Source organism: Streptomyces sp. TN58 (assembly GCF_001941845.1).
In the GTDB taxonomy this organism is placed as follows: Bacteria; Actinomycetota; Actinomycetes; order Streptomycetales; family Streptomycetaceae; genus Streptomyces.
This window is the reverse complement of record NZ_CP018870.1, coordinates 3,077,474-3,095,205: the sequence shown is the minus strand read 5'-3', so window position 1 is coordinate 3,095,205 and position 17,732 is coordinate 3,077,474. Positions and strand designations below refer to the sequence as shown.

At 73.9% G+C, this 17,732-nt stretch carries 16 protein-coding genes; 8 read left to right on the top strand and 8 right to left on the bottom strand.

Annotated elements, in window-relative coordinates; genetic code table 11:
- Nucleotides 1–9: 9 nt before the first annotated feature.
- The 6 genes from fabG to BSL84_RS13995 are packed head-to-tail and all read right to left on the bottom strand — an operon-like array spanning nucleotide 10 to nucleotide 4,869.
- Nucleotides 10–756, bottom strand: coding sequence for a 3-oxoacyl-ACP reductase FabG (gene fabG, locus BSL84_RS14020; RefSeq protein ID WP_030032566.1), 747 nt, complete (start codon nucleotides 754–756; stop codon nucleotides 10–12).
- A complete protein-coding gene (locus BSL84_RS14015) occupies nucleotides 756–1,019 on the bottom strand; it encodes an acyl carrier protein (RefSeq protein ID WP_030032567.1) in 264 nt (87 codons plus the stop codon). Before BSL84_RS14015 ends, fabG begins: the two co-directional genes overlap by 1 nt.
- A 44-nt stretch (nucleotides 1,020–1,063) precedes the next feature.
- Complete coding sequence (locus tag BSL84_RS14010; RefSeq protein WP_030032568.1) at nucleotides 1,064–1,858, bottom strand: SDR family oxidoreductase; 795 nt, start codon at nucleotides 1,856–1,858, stop codon at nucleotides 1,064–1,066.
- A 9-nt stretch (nucleotides 1,859–1,867) separates the two neighbouring features.
- On the bottom strand, nucleotides 1,868–2,839 hold the full coding sequence (locus tag BSL84_RS14005; RefSeq protein ID WP_159393520.1) for a beta-ketoacyl synthase N-terminal-like domain-containing protein: 972 nt from the start codon (nucleotides 2,837–2,839) through the stop codon (nucleotides 1,868–1,870).
- Nucleotides 2,840–2,853: 14 nt separating this feature from the next.
- Entirely contained in the window at nucleotides 2,854–4,062 is a 1,209-nt protein-coding gene (locus tag BSL84_RS14000) for a beta-ketoacyl-[acyl-carrier-protein] synthase family protein (protein ID WP_045321442.1), read from the bottom strand.
- 3 nt (nucleotides 4,063–4,065) lie between these two features.
- Entirely contained in the window at nucleotides 4,066–4,869 is an 804-nt protein-coding gene (locus BSL84_RS13995; protein ID WP_079273190.1) for an alpha/beta fold hydrolase, read from the bottom strand.
- Between the two features lie 236 nt (nucleotides 4,870–5,105).
- Here BSL84_RS13995 and BSL84_RS13990 point away from each other — a divergent pair, with 236 nt between their 5' ends.
- From BSL84_RS13990 to BSL84_RS13960, 7 genes are all read left to right on the top strand, one after another.
- Entirely contained in the window at nucleotides 5,106–6,059 is a 954-nt protein-coding gene (locus BSL84_RS13990; protein WP_045321443.1) for a sterol desaturase family protein, read from the top strand.
- Entirely contained in the window at nucleotides 6,056–7,660 is a 1,605-nt protein-coding gene (locus tag BSL84_RS13985; RefSeq protein ID WP_075970450.1) for an MFS transporter, read from the top strand. Before BSL84_RS13990 ends, BSL84_RS13985 begins: the two co-directional genes overlap by 4 nt.
- Nucleotides 7,657–8,331 carry a 4'-phosphopantetheinyl transferase family protein gene (locus tag BSL84_RS13980; protein WP_030032501.1) on the top strand — a complete coding sequence of 225 codons (675 nt, stop codon included), beginning with the start codon at nucleotides 7,657–7,659 and terminating at the stop codon, nucleotides 8,329–8,331. Before BSL84_RS13985 ends, BSL84_RS13980 begins: the two co-directional genes overlap by 4 nt.
- Before the next feature lie 142 nt (nucleotides 8,332–8,473).
- On the top strand, nucleotides 8,474–10,069 hold the full coding sequence (locus BSL84_RS36505) for an isocitrate lyase/phosphoenolpyruvate mutase family protein (RefSeq protein WP_075970449.1): 1,596 nt from the start codon (nucleotides 8,474–8,476) through the stop codon (nucleotides 10,067–10,069).
- A complete protein-coding gene (gene aepY / locus BSL84_RS13970; protein WP_045321446.1) occupies nucleotides 10,066–11,190 on the top strand; it encodes a phosphonopyruvate decarboxylase in 1,125 nt (374 codons plus the stop codon). The genes BSL84_RS36505 and aepY overlap by 4 nt, the downstream gene beginning before the upstream one ends.
- The gene (locus tag BSL84_RS13965) at nucleotides 11,187–12,302 is read left to right on the top strand and encodes a 2-aminoethylphosphonate aminotransferase (RefSeq protein WP_075970448.1); all 1,116 of its coding nucleotides are present in this window, start codon (nucleotides 11,187–11,189) and stop codon (nucleotides 12,300–12,302) included. The genes aepY and BSL84_RS13965 overlap by 4 nt, the downstream gene beginning before the upstream one ends.
- Before the next feature lie 59 nt (nucleotides 12,303–12,361).
- Entirely contained in the window at nucleotides 12,362–14,557 is a 2,196-nt protein-coding gene (locus BSL84_RS13960) for an FAD/NAD(P)-binding protein (protein WP_075970447.1), read from the top strand.
- 72 nt (nucleotides 14,558–14,629) lie between these two features.
- On the opposite strand, the gene BSL84_RS13955 is transcribed toward BSL84_RS13960, so the two are convergent.
- Both BSL84_RS13955 and BSL84_RS13950 read right to left on the bottom strand, forming a co-directional pair.
- Nucleotides 14,630–15,166, bottom strand: coding sequence for a hypothetical protein (locus tag BSL84_RS13955; RefSeq protein WP_030037129.1), 537 nt, complete (start codon nucleotides 15,164–15,166; stop codon nucleotides 14,630–14,632).
- Between the two features lie 237 nt (nucleotides 15,167–15,403).
- Nucleotides 15,404–16,681: a M6 family metalloprotease domain-containing protein gene (locus tag BSL84_RS13950; protein WP_030037127.1), complete on the bottom strand. Its 1,278-nt coding sequence runs from the start codon at nucleotides 16,679–16,681 to the stop codon at nucleotides 15,404–15,406.
- A gap of 292 nt (nucleotides 16,682–16,973) precedes the next feature.
- On the opposite strand from BSL84_RS13950, the gene BSL84_RS13945 reads away from it, so the two are divergent.
- Nucleotides 16,974–17,672, top strand: a complete 699-nt coding sequence (locus tag BSL84_RS13945) for a TetR/AcrR family transcriptional regulator (RefSeq protein ID WP_079273189.1) — start codon at nucleotides 16,974–16,976, stop codon at nucleotides 17,670–17,672.
- The last annotated feature ends 60 nt before the right edge of the window (nucleotides 17,673–17,732 follow it).

Here is a 17,732-nt window from a genome sequence, read left to right as displayed (position 1 = left end):
CGCACTCCCTCAGTCGCCGATGCCGCCGTCGACCCGGATCACCTGTCCCGTGATGTAGGCGGCGCGGTCCGAGGCGAGGAACGCCACGGTGTCGGCCACCTCCCACGCGGTGCCGATCCGGCGCAGCGGGATCGAGGCGATGACGCCGTCGCGGGCCTTCGCCGTCATGCCGTCCGTCATGTCCGTCGCGATCAGGCCCGGCGCCACCACGTTGGCGCGGACCCCGAAGCGGGCCACCTCCTTGGCCAGCGACCGGGTGAAGCCGATGATCCCGGCCTTGGAGGCCGCGTAGTTGGCCTGTGTGGCGCTGCCGCTGACGCCCGCCACGGACGACACGGTGACGATGCTTCCCCGGCCCTGCTTCATGAGGGCGAAGACGGCGGCCCGGCACACGTTGTAGGTGCCGGTCAGGTTGGTGTCGATGACGCTGGTCCAGGCGTCCTGGCCCATCGTCACCAGCGGCCCGTCACGGACGATGCCCGCGTTGGTGACGAGTGCGTCGATCGCCCCCAGCCGCTCCTGCGTCCCCTCCAGGAAGCCGCGTACGGCGTCGGGGTCGGTCACGTCCACGGACGCGTCGAAGACCCGGCCGCCGTGCTCGGCGGCGAGGCGCTCGACCGCGTCGGCGTCGGCGGGCCGGGAGCGGTAGCAGTAGCCGACGTCGTAGCCGTCGGACAGGAACCGCTCCACGACGGCCCGGCCGATGCCGCGGGACCCGCCGGTGACGACCGCGACCCTGCGCGTGTCCTGCGGCATCAGGCGGCGAGCTTCTCGGCCAGCAGGTCGTGGACGACCTTGAAGGACCGCATCAGCTGGAGGTTCGACTCCTCCATCTTCACCTGGTACTTGCGCTCCAGGGTGACGAGGATCTCCAGCGCCAGCAGGGAGTCGACGTCGAGGTCCTCCTTGAAGTCGGCGGTGTCGGTCACCTCGGAGGGATCGACGTCGAGGATCTCCGCGATGGTGGAGCGGAGGTCCTCGGTGTCCAGTACGGCGGCGCTGGTGGTCTGCTCGGGCATGGTCGTTGTCTCCTGGGGTGGGTGTGCGGGCGGTACGGGGAGGGTCAGACGAGGCCTTCGCCGCCGTCGACGTCGATGACGTTGCCGGTCATCCACGACGAGTCGGAGGCCGAGAGCATGACGACGGCCTCGGCGACGTCCTCGGGCACGGTCAGGCGGCCGTGCGGGTTGGCTCCCTCGGCGTAGCGGGCCAGGCCGTCGCTGCCGGGGATGCGCTGGAGCGCCGGGGTCAGGGTCAGGCCGGCGCGCAGGGCGTTCACCGCGACGCCGGAGGGCGCCAGTTCGACGGCGAGCTGGCGGACGTGCGAGGCCAGGGCGGACTTGGCGGCGGACACGGCGCCGTAGCTGGGCATCACCCGGCCGTCGCCGCGGCTGGTGAGGGCGAACACCTTCGCGCCGCGCGGCAGCAGCCCGGCCGTGTACAGGTCGCGCACCCAGTACACGAGGCTGTGGCCCATGACGTCGACGGTCATGTCCATCTGGCGGGGGGTGATGACGTCCTCCTGCCCCTCCTGCGGGAGGAAGGGCAGCAGGCTGCCGAAGGCGAGGGAGTGCAGCAGCACCCGTACGCCGCCCGGCCCGGCCAGTTCCGCCAGGAGGGGCACCAGTTCGGCGCGGGTCTGCCTGCTCGCGGCGTTGCAGTTGTGGAAGGACACCTGGACGCCCGTGGCGCGCAGCTCGGCCACCAGCTCGTCGGCCTCCTCCTGCTGGGCGGCCGTGCCGAAGTGGACGCCGAAGACGTTGGCGCCCTCCCTGGCCATGGCCAGGGCGGTGGCCCGCCCCATGCCGCTGGAGGCGCCCAGGATCAGGCACCAGGAGCCCTTGAGGGAAGTCAGCATGCGTACCTCTCAGTCGGTGTGTTCAGGGGTGTGCGCCGTGGCGAACGCGAGGTTGCCCGCGCGGGAGGCGGTGACGACGAGCCGGCGGCCGGCGCCCGCCGCGAGGGGGCGCGCCGCCAGCCGGACCACCGGGGCCAGGGCGCCGGCCCGCGCCCCGGACCGGCGCACGGACACCGGGGCGAGGTCGGCGCACCAGGAGCGCAGCGCGTCGGCGACGGCGTCGCCGACGGGCGAGGGGTCCGCCAGCAGCTCGACCTCGTCCGGCGCCGGCCCGTCGGCGCGCAGGGCGTCCAGGGCCTGCCGTACGGAGTCCAGGGCGCGGCGGCGGCCCTCCGCGGCGGCCGGCGCCGACGGGGGGACGAAGCGCAGTACGGTCCGCAGCACCGCGCCGCCGGCGGGTACGGGCCCGCCGCCCGGACGGAGCACGAACAGCGCCGCGCCCGCCTCCGGTTCGGCGTCGCCGGCCCGCGGGTCGGGTGCCTCCGCAGCCCCCGCAAGGGTCACGGCGGCGCGGCCCGCGGCCAGTTCCAGGGCGGCCAGGTGCAGGGCCTCCACCCCGGCCACCCGCGGCGAGGTCACGGTCAGGTTGAAGCCCTTGAGCAGGTGCTCGGTGGACAGGCGGCCGGCGACGAGGTTCACCGAGAAGTACGGCACGGTCATCGGGCTCAGCGCCGACGCCCCCTCGCGGCGGACGGTGTCGTCGATCGCCTCGTGCAGGGCCGCCACGGCGCTGTTGGTGCCGACGACGGCGCCGCGCAGCTCCGGCGCCGCGGCCGTGACCGTGTCCGGGGCGTGCGGGTCCGGCCCCCGGCCGGAGGCCTCCAGCGCCGTCCGGGCGGCCGCGAGCAGGTACTGGCAGGCGGGCGGCAGGTACTTGTAGCCGCGGCCGAGCCGCGCCCGGTGGTCGAACCAGCTCTCCGCCGGTCCGGTCCCCTCCGGAGGCAGGACCACTCCCGCACCGTGGACGACGGACTCGGCCACCACGACACCCCGCGTCACAGTGCCCCGCCCCCGAACACCATCGAGAAGTTGCTCCCGCCGAACGCGTACGCGTTGACCAGGACGTTCGGCTGCCGCAGCGCGGTCGGGCCGTCCTGTGGCAGCCAGACCGGGCACTGCGGGTCCTGCCGGCCGAGCGCGATGTTCGCCGGGATCTCCCCGTGCCGGGCCATCAGCGCCGCGGACACGGCGGCGAAGGCGGCGGCGGCACCCGCCGTGTGCCCGATGAACGCCTTCAGGCTGAACAGCGGGGTGTGCGCGGCGCGCTCGCCGAGGACCTCCCGCAGGACCTGGTACTCGACCACGTCGTTCTGCCGGGTGCCGGTGCCGTGCGGGATGACGCAGCCGACGTCGCCGGGACCGCGCCCGGCTTCCTCCAGGGCGGCCCGGGCCACCCGTACCAGCTGCTCCCCGCCGGGATCGGGCGCGGTGGGATGGTGGGCGTCGCAGCTCCAGGCGGTTCCCAGCACCCTGCCGTAGACGGGGCGGCCGGCCGCGGCCCGGGCGGACTGCAGCACCAGCACGGCGGCGCCCTCGCCGAAGACGGTGCCCCGGCGGTCGGCGTCGAAGGGCCGGCAGGCCTCCGGGTCGGCGGCGCCCAGCCGGCTGAAGCTCGCCAGGGGCACCCGGGCGATGCCCTCCGCACCCCCGAGCAGCACGGTGTCGGCCTCGCCGCGGCGGATCAGGTCCACGGCGACGGACAGCGCGTAGCCGCTCGCGGCGCAGGCGTTGCTCACGCTGATGTTCGGCCCGAAGGTGGCGAGTTCGGCGCCGACCGCGGAGGCGACGGAGAACATGGGCTCCCACGTGCCCGCCGCCGACGGGGGAGTTCCGTCCGACGGGCCCCCGCCGTCGTGGCGGCCCTCGCGGCCGCCGCTCTCGCCGACGGCCGTGCCGATCACCACGGCGGCTTCCGCGACCTCGGCCGCGGTCAGGCCGGCGTCGGCGACCGCCTCGCGGGCGGCGGTCAGTGCGAAGCGCGCGGCACGGCCCAGGGCGCCGGGCGACGCGTCCGGCGTACGGGGCCCGCCGTCGGACACCTGGTAGGCGAGTACGTCGGGCACGTGCTCGGTCAGGCCCGGTACGGGAGCGGGCCGCGAGGCGGTGGCCTTCAGTCCGGTCCAGAACTCGCCGGCGGTGGCGCCGAGGCAGCTGACGGCGCCGATTCCGGTCACGAGGACCTCGGGGGTGGCAGAGGGGCGCAAAGGTCAACTCACTCTCGTGGGAGCCGCGTACGGCTGCGCGACCGACCCGGCGATCAGCCGGTGTACGGCGTCGGCGAACGGCCGCGGCCGCTCGGTCATCGGGAAGTGCCCGCAGTCCCCCATCAGTTCGAGCCGGCCCTGCGGCAGCGCGGCCGCCAGCAGACCGGCCTCCCGCGGCGGCGCGAAGCGGTCCTGCTCCCCGGCCACGACGAGCACCGGCAGGTCGAGGCCGCCGACGTCCACGAAGGGGCTGCGCAGGTAGCTCTCCCAGAAGCGCGTCCAGCCGTAGGGGCCGACCCGGTCCCGCACGAGCAGCGCCATGTCCCGGCGGGTCTGCGGGGACAGCCGCCGCGCCGAGGCTGCGCCCAGCGCCTCCTCGAAGACCTCCTGGAAGATGCCGAGGTAGTGGCCGGCGTCGTCCCAGCGGAAGTCGGCGGGGTCCCGGCGGTGGAAGGGCGACACGGCGACCAGGGCGCGGGGCCGTCCGGCGCGCGGGGCGCGGGCGAGGTGCTCGACCGCGAGGACGGCGGAGAAGGAGTGCGCGACGAGGACGTCGGCGCCGCCGGGCACCGCGTCCAGGGCGCGGCCGATCCACTCGGCGCTCTCGCCGCGGTGGCTCCACGAGGTCGGCCCGCCGACTCCCCACGGCAGTTCCGCCGTCCACAACTCCACGTCGTCCGCGGCGTGTTCGCCGAAGGCCCGCCAGGTGGTCGCGCTGGCGGCCAGCCCGTGCAGGGCGAGCACCCGCACCGGGCCGGAGCCGCGGGCCGGCCGCTCCATGCGGACCGCGAGACCGTTCCCGCCCATTCGCACCCCGTTCCTGGATCATTGCGGCCAGTTCCTCGAAAAAGTGGCGACGATCCGGAAATTGCGATTTCCCTGCCAAGCCGACGGCGAGCGTACCCGGGGGATGCTAAAACGCCACTAAACAGTTCGGCCGGCAGGGGAGTTGTGCGGGTGTAGGCGGAAGTTAAGGCGGGCTTTAGGGGGCTTTTTAGGGAGCGTGTTTAGGCTTTTGCGGAAGTCGAAACGAGGAGAGAGCGATGCTCGATAAGGTCATAGACCGGCTGCACGATCCAGCGGTCTACGCCCTGCCCGCCATGGCGTTGCTGATCGTGATCGAGATGCTGGCGATCAAGTTCGGCGACGACCACGACGAGCGGCCCGGATACGACCTGCGGGACCACCGGGCGAGCATCCTCACGGGCTTCGGCGCCCTGTTCTCGTCCACCATGCTGCGGACCGTGGCGCTCGCGCTCTACCTGCTCGTGTACGAGTACGTGGCGCCCTGGCACCTGTCGTCCTCGTCCTGGACCACCTGGGTCGTCCTCTTCTTCGGCGTGGAGTTCCTCCTCTACTGGTACCACCGCGCCGCGCACGGCATCCGGCTCATCTGGGCCGGACACCAGGTCCACCACTCCAGCCAGTACTTCAACCTCTCCACCGCGCTGCGCCGCAAGTGGGCCCAGTGGTTCGAGAAGATGATCTGGCTGCCGCTCCCGCTGCTCGGCGTGCACCCGGCGCTGGTCTTCACGATGCACTCGGCCCACCTCGTGTACGGGCTCTTCGCGCACACCGAGAAGATCGGCAAGATGCCGCGCTGGTTCGAGTACGTCTTCGTCACGCCCTCGCACCACCGCGTGCACCACGGCAACGACCCGGAATACCTGGACAAGAACTTCGGCAGCATCCTCATCCTCTGGGACCGCATCTTCGGCACCTTCCAGCCCGAGGTGCAGCGCCCCACCTACGGCCTGACCAAGCAGATCGAGACCTTCTCCATCTGGAAGATCCAGGTCCACGAGTTCGCCAACATGTTCCGCGACGTGCGCGGCGCGCGCACGATGCGCCACAAGCTCGGCTACGTCTTCGGCCCGCCCGGCTGGAAGCCCGCCGAGGACGGCGCCGGCGGCCGCGACGGCGCCGGCAAGCGCGACGGCTCCGGCCGGACGACCGCCGCGGCCGCCCCCGGACAGCCGGGTGAGCTCCTGACATGAGCAGGGCGACCGGACACACCGCGGCCGCGGAGGGGCAGGGCGGCCCGCCCTCCCAGCCGCGCCGCGGGGTACGGGGCCACCCCTGGCTGACCCTGCTGACCCTGTCGGTCGGGGCCATGATGGTCTCGCTCGACGGCACCATCGTCACCGTCGCCCAGCCCGCCATGCAGGCCGACCTCGACGCGAGCCTGACCGGCATCCAGTGGGTGACGAACGGCTACCTGCTCGCCGTCGCCGCCCTGCTCATCGCCGCCGGCCGGCTCGGGGACCGCTACGGCCACCGCACCGTCTTCCTCGTCGGCGCCGCCGGCTTCACGGCCGCCTCGGTGGCCATCGGCGCCTCCGGCAGCCTCGGCTGGGTCATCACGCTGCGCGTCCTGCAGGGCGTCTTCGGCGCGCTGATGCAGCCCGCCACCCTCGGCCTGCTGCGCACCGCCTTCCCGGCCGAGCGGCTCAACATGCCGATCGCCGTGCGCAGCGCCGTCATCGCCGCGTCCACCGCGGCCGGCCCCGTCGTCGGCGGCCTGCTCGTCGAACACGCCTCATGGAGCTGGGTGTTCTTCCTGAACGTACCGCTCGGCGCGATCGCCCTGGCCCTCGGCGCCACCGTCCTGCGCGACGTACGCGCCGAACGGCCGCCCGGCCGCCTGGACCTGACCGGCATGGCCGTACTGGGCGCCGCGCTGTGCCTGTTCGTCGCAGGCCTGGCCACGGTCGCCGACCAGGGCCGCCCCGACGGCCGCACCCTCGCCCTGCTGGCCGCCGCGCTGCTCCTCGGCGCCTTCTTCACCTGGTGGGAGCGACGCACCCCCGACCCGCTGGTACCGCCGCGGTTGTTCCGCTCGGTCCGCTTCAGCGTCGGCGTCCTTGCCATGCTCGCCATGTCCTTCGTGATGTTCGGCGCGCCGTTCGTCCTGATCTTCTACCTGCAGAACGTGCTCGGGCTGGCCCCGGCCGAGTCCGGCGTCCGCGTCCTGGGGCTGACCCTGCTGATGATCGTGGGCGCGCCCTTCGCCGCGATGTGGATCAGCAGGTCCGGGCCCCGCGCCCCGGTGGTCGCCGGACTGCTGGTGACCGCGGCGGCCATGTGCGCCCTGTCCCGCCTCGACGCGCAGTCCGGCACGGCGGAGACGACGCTGTGCTTCCTGCTGCTCGGACTCGGCTTCAGCCCGGTCATGGTCGGCGCCACCAAGCTCGTCATCACCAGCGCACCGGTCGAACTGTCCGGAGTCGCCGGCGGCATGCAGCAGACGGCCATGCAGGTGGGCGGCAGCCTGGGCACCGCCACCGCGGGCGCCCTCGTCGCCGCCCACGCCGCTTCCGCCCTGCCCGCGGCCCTCGCCGCGGAGGGCGCCCGGATCGCCCCCGGCGCCCTGGACACGGCCGTACGCGCGGTGGCCGTGGGCCTCGCGCCGGAGCCGGGGACCGTGGACATGGCGCACGCCGCCCTCACGGACATCTCCCGGACCGTGTTCCTGGAGGGCATGCAGCACGCCCTGCTCGCCACCGCGGCGGTCGCCGCCCTCGGCGCGGTGGCCGGCCTGTTCGCCGGCCCCGGCCGGGCGGGCGCGGAGCACCCGGGCAGGGGGCGCACCAAGTGATCGAGCGGATCCTGCCCGCGTACGTCGCCGCCGCGGCGCAGTACACCGACCCACCCGAAGCCGTATCCCGCCTCCACCCGCAGGAGCGGGCGGCCGTGGCGCGCGCCTCGGAAGGGCGCCGGCGGACCTTCGCCACCGGACGGCTCTGCGCCCGCCGCGCCCTGGACCGCCTGGGAGTGCCCGCCGGGCCCCTGCCCGTGGGCGGCTCCGGAGAACCGCTGTGGCCCGCGGGGGTGGCCGGCGCCATCACCCACTGCGACGGCTACCGGGCGGCAGCCGCCGCCCGGTCCACCGACCTGACGGGCATCGGCATCGACGCCGAACCGCACGTCCCGCTGCCCCCGGGAGTCCTGGAGGCCGTGGCGCTCCCGCACGAGCGCGTCCGGCTGCGGACCCTGGCCCGGTCCAGGCCCGGCCTGCACTGGGACACGGTCCTCTTCAGCGCCAAGGAGTCCGTCTACAAGACGTGGTTCCCGCTCACCGGGCGCTGGCTCGACTTCACCCAGGCGGAACTGCGCTTCCACCCGGAACCGGGCCCGGCCACCACCGACGGCGTGTTCCACGCACGCCTGCTCGTGGACGGCCCGGAAGTGGCCGGCCGTACCGTCCGGCATTTCGACGGCCGATGGCTGGTGGCCGACGGCCTGGTATTCACGGCCGTCACCGTATGACCTCCGGCCGCGGGCCGCGGGCCGCACATCCAGCCCCTCCATCCACCCCGACCAATTCGAATCACCGGCAATTGCATTATGTGGGCCGCCCCGATGATGCTGCGCCCCCTCACGCACGAATGCGGAAAACAGGAGAATCGGCATGACTACTGGGACGACAGAGGCACGCGGGGACCACAGGACGACCGGAGCCCGGCAGCTCCGCGACCTCTTCGCCCGCCCGGGCACCGTACGCATCATCGGCGCGCACAACCCGCTCGGCGCCCGCCTCGCCGAACGGGCCGGCTTCGACGGCGTCTGGTCGAGCGGCCTGGAGGTGTCCGCCTCCCAGGGCGTGCCCGACACCGACATCCTGACCATGAGCGAACTCCTCGCCACCGCGACCTCGTTGGCGGCCGCCGTCGACGTCCCCGTCGTCGCCGACTGCGACGCCGGCTACGGCAACGCCCACAACGTCATGAACATGATCCGCCGCTACGAGGCGGCCGGGATCGCCGGCGTGTCCATCGAGGACAAGCGCTTCCCGAAGGTCAACAGCTTCATACCGGGCCGTCAGGAACTGGCCTCCATCGCCGAGTTCTGCGGCAAGCTGCGCGCCGCCAAGGCCGCCCAGACCTCCCCGGACCTCATGGTCATCGCCCGCATCGAAGCCCTCATCGCGGGCTGGGGCATGGACGAGGCACTGCGCCGCGGCGAGGCCTACGCGGCGGCCGGCGCGGACGCCGTACTGATCCACGCCAAGGGCAGCTCCCCGGAGCCGGTCCTGCGCTTCCTCGAACGCTGGACCCTGCCCACCCCCGTGGTCGTCGTCCCCACCACCTACCACACCATCACCGCCACCGAACTGGCCGACGCCGGCGCCAAGATGGTCATCTACGCCAACCACGGCCTGCGCGCCGGCATCGCCGCCGTCACCGAGACCTTCGCCTCGATCCTGCGGGACGACCGCACCACCGGCATCGAGGACCGCATCGCGCCCCTGTCCACCGTGTTCGACCTCCAGGGCATGCCCCTGCAGAAGCGCCACGAGGCCGAGTTCATCACCCCGTACGCCGGCCGCGCCCGGGCCGTCGTCGTCCCCGGCCGGCCCACCGCCCCGGCCGCCGGCCTGCTCGCCGAGCAGAGCGCCGCACTGCGCCGCGCCGACATCGAGTCGGTGTCCGCGACCGCGGGCGCCGACACCGGGCACGCCCCGCAGGACGTCACCGTCCTGCCCGCCCAGGCCGACGCCACCGGCGCCGTACTCGCCCTGGACGACGACGCCCTCAGCGGCACCGTCCTGATCTCCGGCGACGTCTTCGTCGAGGGCGAGCCGCTGCGCCGCCTCGTCGCCGCCGGCGGCGACATCGCCGTGCTCGTCGACGTGTCCGCCGGCCCCGGCGCCGAGCGCCGCCCCGACGCCCTCCCGCTGACCCTGGACTGCACGGCCCGCGGCGGCCGCCGCCTGACCGGCGCCTCCGGCAGCGAGGTCCTGGCCGTCGCCGGCTCCGAGGCGGACGGCGAGTTCGCCGGCGCCGCGGCCTTCTCCGCCCAGGGCTTCGCCGCACTGCGCCAGGTCGCCGAGAAGCGCCGAGCCGACGGCGCCGAGGGCACCCTGGCGGACCTGCTCACCGACCTGCTCGCCGCCGGGCACCGGGTCGGCGCGGTCGAGATCGGATCCGGCTGGCTGGAGCTGCGGACCGCGGCCGACATCGCCCGCGCCGCCGAGCTGTTCGCCACCCGGGAGGGCGGCCAGTGACCGCCGGAGCCCTCCAGGCGCGCACCCTGGTCGAACTGCTCCGGCAGCAGGGGCACGGCCCGTTCACCGGCGTGCCCTGCTCCTTCCTCGGCCCCGTCATCTCCTGCCTGGAGGCCGAGCACCCGCAGGAGTACGTCATCGCCGCCAACGAGGGCGAGGCGGTGGCCCTGGCCGCCGGCGCCGTCCTCGCCGGCCGCCGCCCGGTGGTCATCCTCCAGAACTCCGGCCTCGGCAACACCGTCAACCCGCTGACCTCCCTCTGCCACACCCTGCGCCTGCCGGTCCTGCTCCTCGTCACCTGGCGCGGCCGCCCCGGCCGCCCCGACGAACCCCAGCACGAGCTGATGGGCCGGATCACCCAGGACATGCTGACCTCCATGGGCGTGCGCAACGAGGTCCTCCCCGACGAACCCGCCCTCCTCGCCGAACGCCTCGGGGTGGCCGCCGAGCACATGGACACCACCGGACTGCCCTTCGCGTTCATCGTGCCCAAGGGAGCCGTCGCCCCCTACCAGGCCGCCCCCGCGGCCCCAGCCCCGGCCGCCGGCCCGCCCCTGATGAGGCGGGCCGAGGCGATCGGCCACATCGTCACCGCCATGGACCCCGACACCCTGCTCGTCGCCACCACCGGCAAGACCGCCCGGGAACTGGAACGGGACTGGGACCGCCCGCAGAACCTGTACGTCGTCGGCTCCATGGGCTGCGCCTCCAGCGTGGCCCTCGGCGTCGCCCTGCACACCCCCGACCGCCGGGTCGCCGTACTCGACGGCGACGGCGCGGCCCTGATGCGGCTGGAGGCCATGGCCACCATCGGCCGCCACTCCGGCACCGACCTGTGCCACCTGCTGCTGGACAACGAGTCCTACGAGTCCACCGGCGGGCAGCCCACCGCCTCCGCCGGCGTCGACTTCGCGGCGATCGCCGCCGCCTGCGGCTACCGCGCCACCCACGACGTACGCGACGCCGACGCCCTGCGCGCCGCCGTCCTGCACGCCCAACAGGACGGCGGAGCCCACCTGGTCCGCGTCCGCATCGCCCCCGGATCGGACCCGAACCTCGGCCGCCCGGCCCTCGCCCCGCCCGCCTCGGCAGCCCGATTCAAGGAAGCGATCGCCCGATGAACGACAGCACGCCGGCGCGCCCGCAGCGCCTCGTCCTGATGAACCCCGGCCCCGTCATCACCGACGACCGGGTACGCACCGCGCTCGCCGGACCCGACATGTGCCACCGCGAGCCGGAGTTCTCCGACCTCCTCACCCGCGTCCGCCACAAGACCACCCTCGCCGCGGGCGGCGACGACCGGCACGCCTCCGTCGTCCTCACCGGCTCCGGTACCGCCGCCGTCGAGGCCGCCGTCAGCTCGGCCGTACCGCACGGCGGCGGCCTGCTGGTCATCGACAACGGGCACTACGGAGAACGGTTCCGGCACATCGCCGACGCCCACGGCATCCGCTCCCACCGGCTCGAACTGGGCTGGGCCACCCCCGTGGACCTCGCCGCCGTCGACCGCGCCCTGGCCGCGGACCCCGGCCTGACCCACGTCGGCGTGGTCCACCACGAGACCAGCAGCGGCATGCTCAACGACGTCGCCGCCGTGACCCGGATCGCCCACGCCCACGGCCGCGAGGTCGTCGTCGACGCCGTCAGCAGCATCGGCGCGGAACGCCTCTCCCTCGCGGCCGACGGCGTCGACTGGCTGGCCGGCTCCGCCAACAAATGCCTCGAAGGCGCCCCCGGCCTCGGCTTCGTCAGCGCCGCCCGGGCCTCCTTCGAAGCCCTGGCCGGGCACCCCCGGCGCGGCTACTACCTCGACCTGCACCGGCACTACGCCGCCCAGGAGAAGGCCCACGCCCCCGCCTTCACCCCGGCCATCCCCGGCTTCTACGCCTTCGACGCCGCCCTCGACCTGGCCCTCACCGAGGGCTGGGAGGCCCGCCACGCCCGCTACACCGCCCTCGCGCGGCGGCTGCGCGACGGCCTGGAAGCACTCGGCCTGGAGATCCTGCTCCCGCCCGGGCAGCGGGCCGCCTCCCTGACCGCGGTCCGCATCCCCGACGGCTGCGGCTACGCCGAACTGCACCGCGGCCTGCGCGCGGAGGGCTTCGTCATCTACAGCGCCCAGGAACAGCTGGCGGCCGACTTCTTCCGGCTCTCCACGATGGGCCAGATGACGGAGCAGGACATCGACCGCTTCCTCACCGCGCTCGCCGGCATCCTGCCGGCCCGCCGCTGACGGACCGACCGGCCGCCGCGCCCCGGCAGATCTTCTCCCGACCCCCGAATGAGGTGCCCGTGACCACGCCCCGAGCTGACGCATCCGGCCCACCCGCGGCGACGCCCGAGCCCTACCGGCTCGCCGTGGTGGGTGGCGGGCCCAGGGCCACGTACGCCCTGGAGCGGCTGTCGGCGACGATCGACCGGCTGGGGGAGGCCCACCGCCTGGAGGTCCACCTCTACGAACGCACCGGAGCGTTCGGCGCGGGCCGCGCGCACGCACCCGACCAGGCACGCACCAGCTACCTCAACCGCATCGGCGCCCAGGTGGGCTTCGCCGCCGACGAGACGGTGACCGGCGCCGGACCGCTGCGTCCGCCCGCCGAGCGCCCCACCCTGCACGAGTGGTGCCGCCGACGCCACGAGGAGACCGGCGACCCGGACTTCGACCTCGGCCCCGAGGACTGGCCCAAGCGCTACGTCCACGGGCTGGCCCTGCGCGACATGTTCGACGCCTTCGCCGCGGACCTGCGCCGCCACCCCGGCGCCGAACTCCACCTGCACCACGCCGAGGTCGTGGACATCGCCCCCGCCGGCGGCAACCGCCTGGAGGTCGTCACCGCCGACGGCGACCGCCGCACCGCCGACGAGGTGCTCCTGCTGACGGGCCACTCGCACCACGACCCGGACCGCTCCGCCGACCGCCTTGCCGCCGCCGGCGCGACCCGCCACGTACCGCACCCGTACCCCCTGGAGGAGCAGCTCGACGCCGACAGCTGCGGACCGGACACGGTCGTCGGCTGCGCCGGCATGGGCCTCACCGCCATCGACACGATCCTGCACCTCACCGAGGGCCGCGGCGGCACCTTCCACCAGGACGGCCCGCGCCTGGTCTACCGGCCCTCCGGCCGGGAACCGGCCGCCGTCGTGGCGTTCAGCGGCTCCGGGCTGTTCACCTTCGCCCGCCCCGACAACCACAAGCCCAGCGACGGCGGCGGCGACCACCCCGGCACCTTCCTGACGCGGGAGGCCGTCGACCAGCTGCGCGCCCACGTCGGCCGCCCGCCGGGCGGCGACGGCACCGGGCGCCGGCAGCTGGACTTCGAACGCGACCTCCTGCCGCTGGTCGTCCTGGAGATGGCCCACCTGCACTACACCACCCTCTTCGGCCCCGCCGCGGCGCTGCTGCTGACCCAGCGCGCACTCCCCGGATACCTGGCCTTCGTGACCGGCACGCCCGCCGGCGGACCCGGCGCCCTGACCGCCCCGCTGGAACGCGCCGTGGACGAGATCGCCGACGTCCTGGAGGGCGTACTGCGCGGCAAGTGCGCCCTGTTCGGGGCCCAGGCCGCCGTGTCCTGGCCGGTCCGCGACGTGCTGCTGCACTGGACGAGGACCGTGTACGGGCCCTCGGCCGAGGCCGGGGTCCGCCGGTGCGTCGACCGGTCGCTTCCGCCCGGCCAGGTCACCGACCCCCTCGACTCCGCATGGGGCCTGGAGACCTACCTCCACGGCAACCGCTTCGACTGGCACCGCGCCGTCTCCCCGGTCCCGCCCGCCGCCTCTCCCGAGGAGTTCCGCGCGTCGGTCGCCGCGTTCATGGCCCGCGACCAGCTGTGGGCCCGGCAGGGCAACCTGCGGAACCCCCACAAGGCCGCCGCCGACGGCGTGTGGCGCGACCTGCGCCAGGTCATCTCCTACGCCGTGGACCACGCGGGCCTGACCCCCGCCTCCCAGCGCCGCTTCCTAAGCACCTACGTACGCCACCACAACCGGCTGGCGAACGGCGCCGCCGCCGAGATCATGGCGAAGATGGCCGCCCTCGTCGACTGCGGACTGGTCGACGTCGGCGCCGGACCGGGAGCACGCGCCCGCTACGACGAGGCCACGGGCAAGACCGTGGTCACCGGCCCGCACACCGGTCTGTCCCGGCCCGTCGACGTCCTGGTCGAGGCCCGTATGCACGGCTTCGACCCGCGCCTCGACGCCCTCCCGCTCTACCGCAACCTCCTCGGCCGGGGCCTGGTGCGGCTGTGGCGCAACGAGTCCGCCGACGGCGAGGTCTTCCAGCCGGGCGGCCTCGACCTCACCCCGGACTTCCACCCCGTCGGCGCCGAGGGCGCCCCCGACCCCCGCCTCACCGTCCTCGGGGTGCCCTCCGAGGGCGCCCGCTCCTTCCTGCTCTCCGCGCTCCGCCCGAACGCCGACCACTACGTCATGCGGGACACCCTCGTATGGCTGGACGCCTTCTGGCCCCGAGCCACGGGCCGCTGACCCCTCCCGGCGGCCCGGGGAAAACCGGCGGGCCCCGCACACCGCGGGGCCCGCCGGCGCCTTCCGCCACGGTCAGTTGCAGGAGCCGACGCCACGCAGGTGGTCGACGACGACCTTGCCTGACTTCTTCATGTACGCGTACACGTGGCCGCAGTAGCCCTTGTTCTGGTAGACGGGGCCGGCGTAGGAGCTGAAGGTGCCGAAGTCCTCGGTGTCCGGGGTGGAGGTGTAGTTGTCCTTCAGGCGCACGCCCATGTACTGGGCCGAGCCGGTGTCGTTGTGGAGCACGGCACAGGTCGGCTGGTCGTAGATCAGCGGACCGGTCTCCTTGCCGTTGGTGTAGACGTACACCGTGGCGTAGCGGGTGGTGGCGCTCGGCAGCCGCTCCGCCAGGAGGATCTGGGTGTAGCCGGAGCCGCAGACGTTGCCGGCCAGGGCGGCGGCCTGCCGGTTCGCCGCCACCAGGCTCGCGGTCGAGGCCGAGGCCTGGGGCGCGACGGTGAAATGGCGGCCGGGGGTGTCGGCCACGGCGGCCTGCGGGGCGATGCCCAGCGCCGCGAACGCGGTCGCGGCGGCCACGGTGAGGCGCAGGGCGGTCTTCGTCGACATGGGGTGGTCCCTCCTCATGAACGTCCCGTAAGTGGTGCGTGCCAGGAGGAGCGGTCCGCCGTACGACCGGGACAGCCGGCCTCCCCCGACGATCGCTCAGGGGAAGCTACCAACGCCGATTCCGGAAGGGTGCCCGCATAGCAGGCATACCGTCGTCGGGCGGCCGGGGGCTTAACCGGCGTGCACGAACCGGCTTTAGCCGAACCTTAGTTGCGCGGGCCCGGCCCTGATCCGTCGCTAAGGGCGGGTGACGCGGACCTGGTAGCTGCCGTCGCGCAGCTCCCCCACCACCGAGACGCTGATGCCGGCCTTCTCGTCGGTGAAGGTCTCGCCCGGCCGGAACGGCGCGTCCGACAGCTCGGCGTGCACGTTGGGCCGGCGGGTGCAGCCGCCGCTCGCGTCGGAGCTGTCCGACACGGTCACCGGCCCGTGTCCGGTGTCCACGTCGGAGTCCACCTTGTAGATGAGGACCCCGGGCCGGCAGACGGCCTCGTCGTTGCCCGCGCGGGTCCGCACCTCCACGGCGTATCCGACGCTCTCCGACAGAGGGACGAAGGCCAGCTTCATACCGCCCTCCGCCGCCAGCGGGGTCAGGACGTGGTCGCTGGTACCCGGCTTGGACGCGCAGGAGATCTGCGTGCTGTCCAGCCAGCCCAGCTTCCACTTGTGCCAGCCCATGAGGTCGTTGTTGGCACCCCAGTCCTCGCTCATGATGTCCCAGTGCCCGACCGTGTTCCCGCCGTCGGAGGTGTAGAGGTCGGGCAGCCCGAAGACGTGGCCGTTCTCGTGCGGGAGCACCCGGTAGCCGGTCTCCCGGTAGGTCCCCGAGCCGTCGTCCTGCCGGCTGTAGACGAAGGACGTGTTGGACAGCGGGACCCCGTCGGCCATCGGGGCCTCGCCGTTGCCGGAGAAGGTCACCGACAGGACGGTGTCCAGGGCGGACGGCCCGGCGTTCGGCGTGACCAGGATGTTGATCAGGTCGTACCGGCTGAAGTCCACCTCGTCGTCGGCGGCCTTCGCGATGTGCTCGACGAGCTGGCGGTAGCCCGGCTCGTACGAGGAGCCGCGCTCGATCCCGTACGCCGCGAAGGGCATCGGCATCCGCAGCCAGGTCCGTATCGGCGCCTCGGCCCGGTAGGTCATGCGGCCGTAGGAGCTGGTGCGGAACCAGTCGGAGGTCTGGGGGAAGAACTCCGCCAGCCGGTCCAGGGCCGTGCCCTCGCCCTTGGCGTCAGGGAAGTCGATCATCAGGTTCAGTGCCCGGACCTCTCCCGTCGAGCGCGAGTACCCGGGCGGGGTCGGCAGGCCCTCGGACATCTGCACGCCCATCGTCCCGGCGATCCGGCACGGCGCGAGCGCCGACTCGACGGTCGTGGCCACCGGTCCGGCAGCGGACTGGCCGCGGCCCGACATCTCCGTGCTCGCGGTCGCGCCGACGCCGATCGCCAGCGCGGTCAGGCCGATGTACGCGCCGGCGAGGCGCGGTCTGCGTATCCGGTGGCGGGTCTGCGTCATGGAGATCGCCTTCGGGTCCCGCGGCAGCCGGCCCTGTCCGGTCTGCGCCCTGTGCGCTCACCCTCCGCCGGGCGCGCCGCGCCCGCGCGCCGGGAGAGGCCAAACGGTGACGGGCGACCCTCGCCCGCGTGACCCGGCTCACACGGAGGAGTGAAATAACCGGGGAGCTGTTCCCCGTTTGTACGTGAGTCCCGCCAAGCGGGGAACAGCTCCCCGTTTGGGGAGCCGACCCGTTCGGCGAGCCGCCCCCGTACACCCGATCCGCCCGTCACCGCCCCAGGAAGGCCGCGCGATGCAGAGCCCCACCACGACCGCCGTGGCCCCGCGGTCCGGCCGCGCCCGCGCCGCCCGTGCCGTCCGCGAGGGTGCCGTACCGCGGCCGCGCGCCGACGCGGTCCGCAACCGTGAGCGGATCCTGGCGGCGGCCCGCGAGGCCTTCGTCGAATTCGGCTCCGCGGCCCCCCTCGACGAGGTGGCCCGCCGGGCGGGCATCGGCAACGCCACCCTCTACCGGCACTTCCCCGACCGCGACACCCTCGTCCAAAACGTCGTGCTCTTCACCACCGAGCGGGTCACGGCCTCGGCCGAGGCCTCCCTCGCCGAGGAGCCCGACGCCTTCGCCGCGCTGTGCCGCTTCACGCACACCGCCGCCGACGAGCGGATCGGCGCCCTGTGCCCGATGCTCGCCGACGGCTTCGACCGCGACCACCCCGAACTCCTCGCGGCGCGCACCGCCCTGGCGGCGGCCGTCGAGACCCTGCTGACCGCCGGGCAGGAGGCCGGACTGGTCCGCGCGGACATCGGCGCCGGCGACCTGATGGTCGCCCTTTCCCAGCTCAGCCGCCCCCTCCCGGGCACCGCCTGCTTCGACACCGACAGCTTCGCCCACCGCCACCTCCAGCTCTTCCTGGACGGGCTGCGAGCCCCGGCGTGCTCCCAACTGCCCGGCTCCGCAGCCACGTTGGAAGACCTGACGCTTAAAACCATGTGACACCGCAGAAGCTTACGAACTAGCATTTTCCAGTCATTCCGCACAGTGAAGTGGGTATCC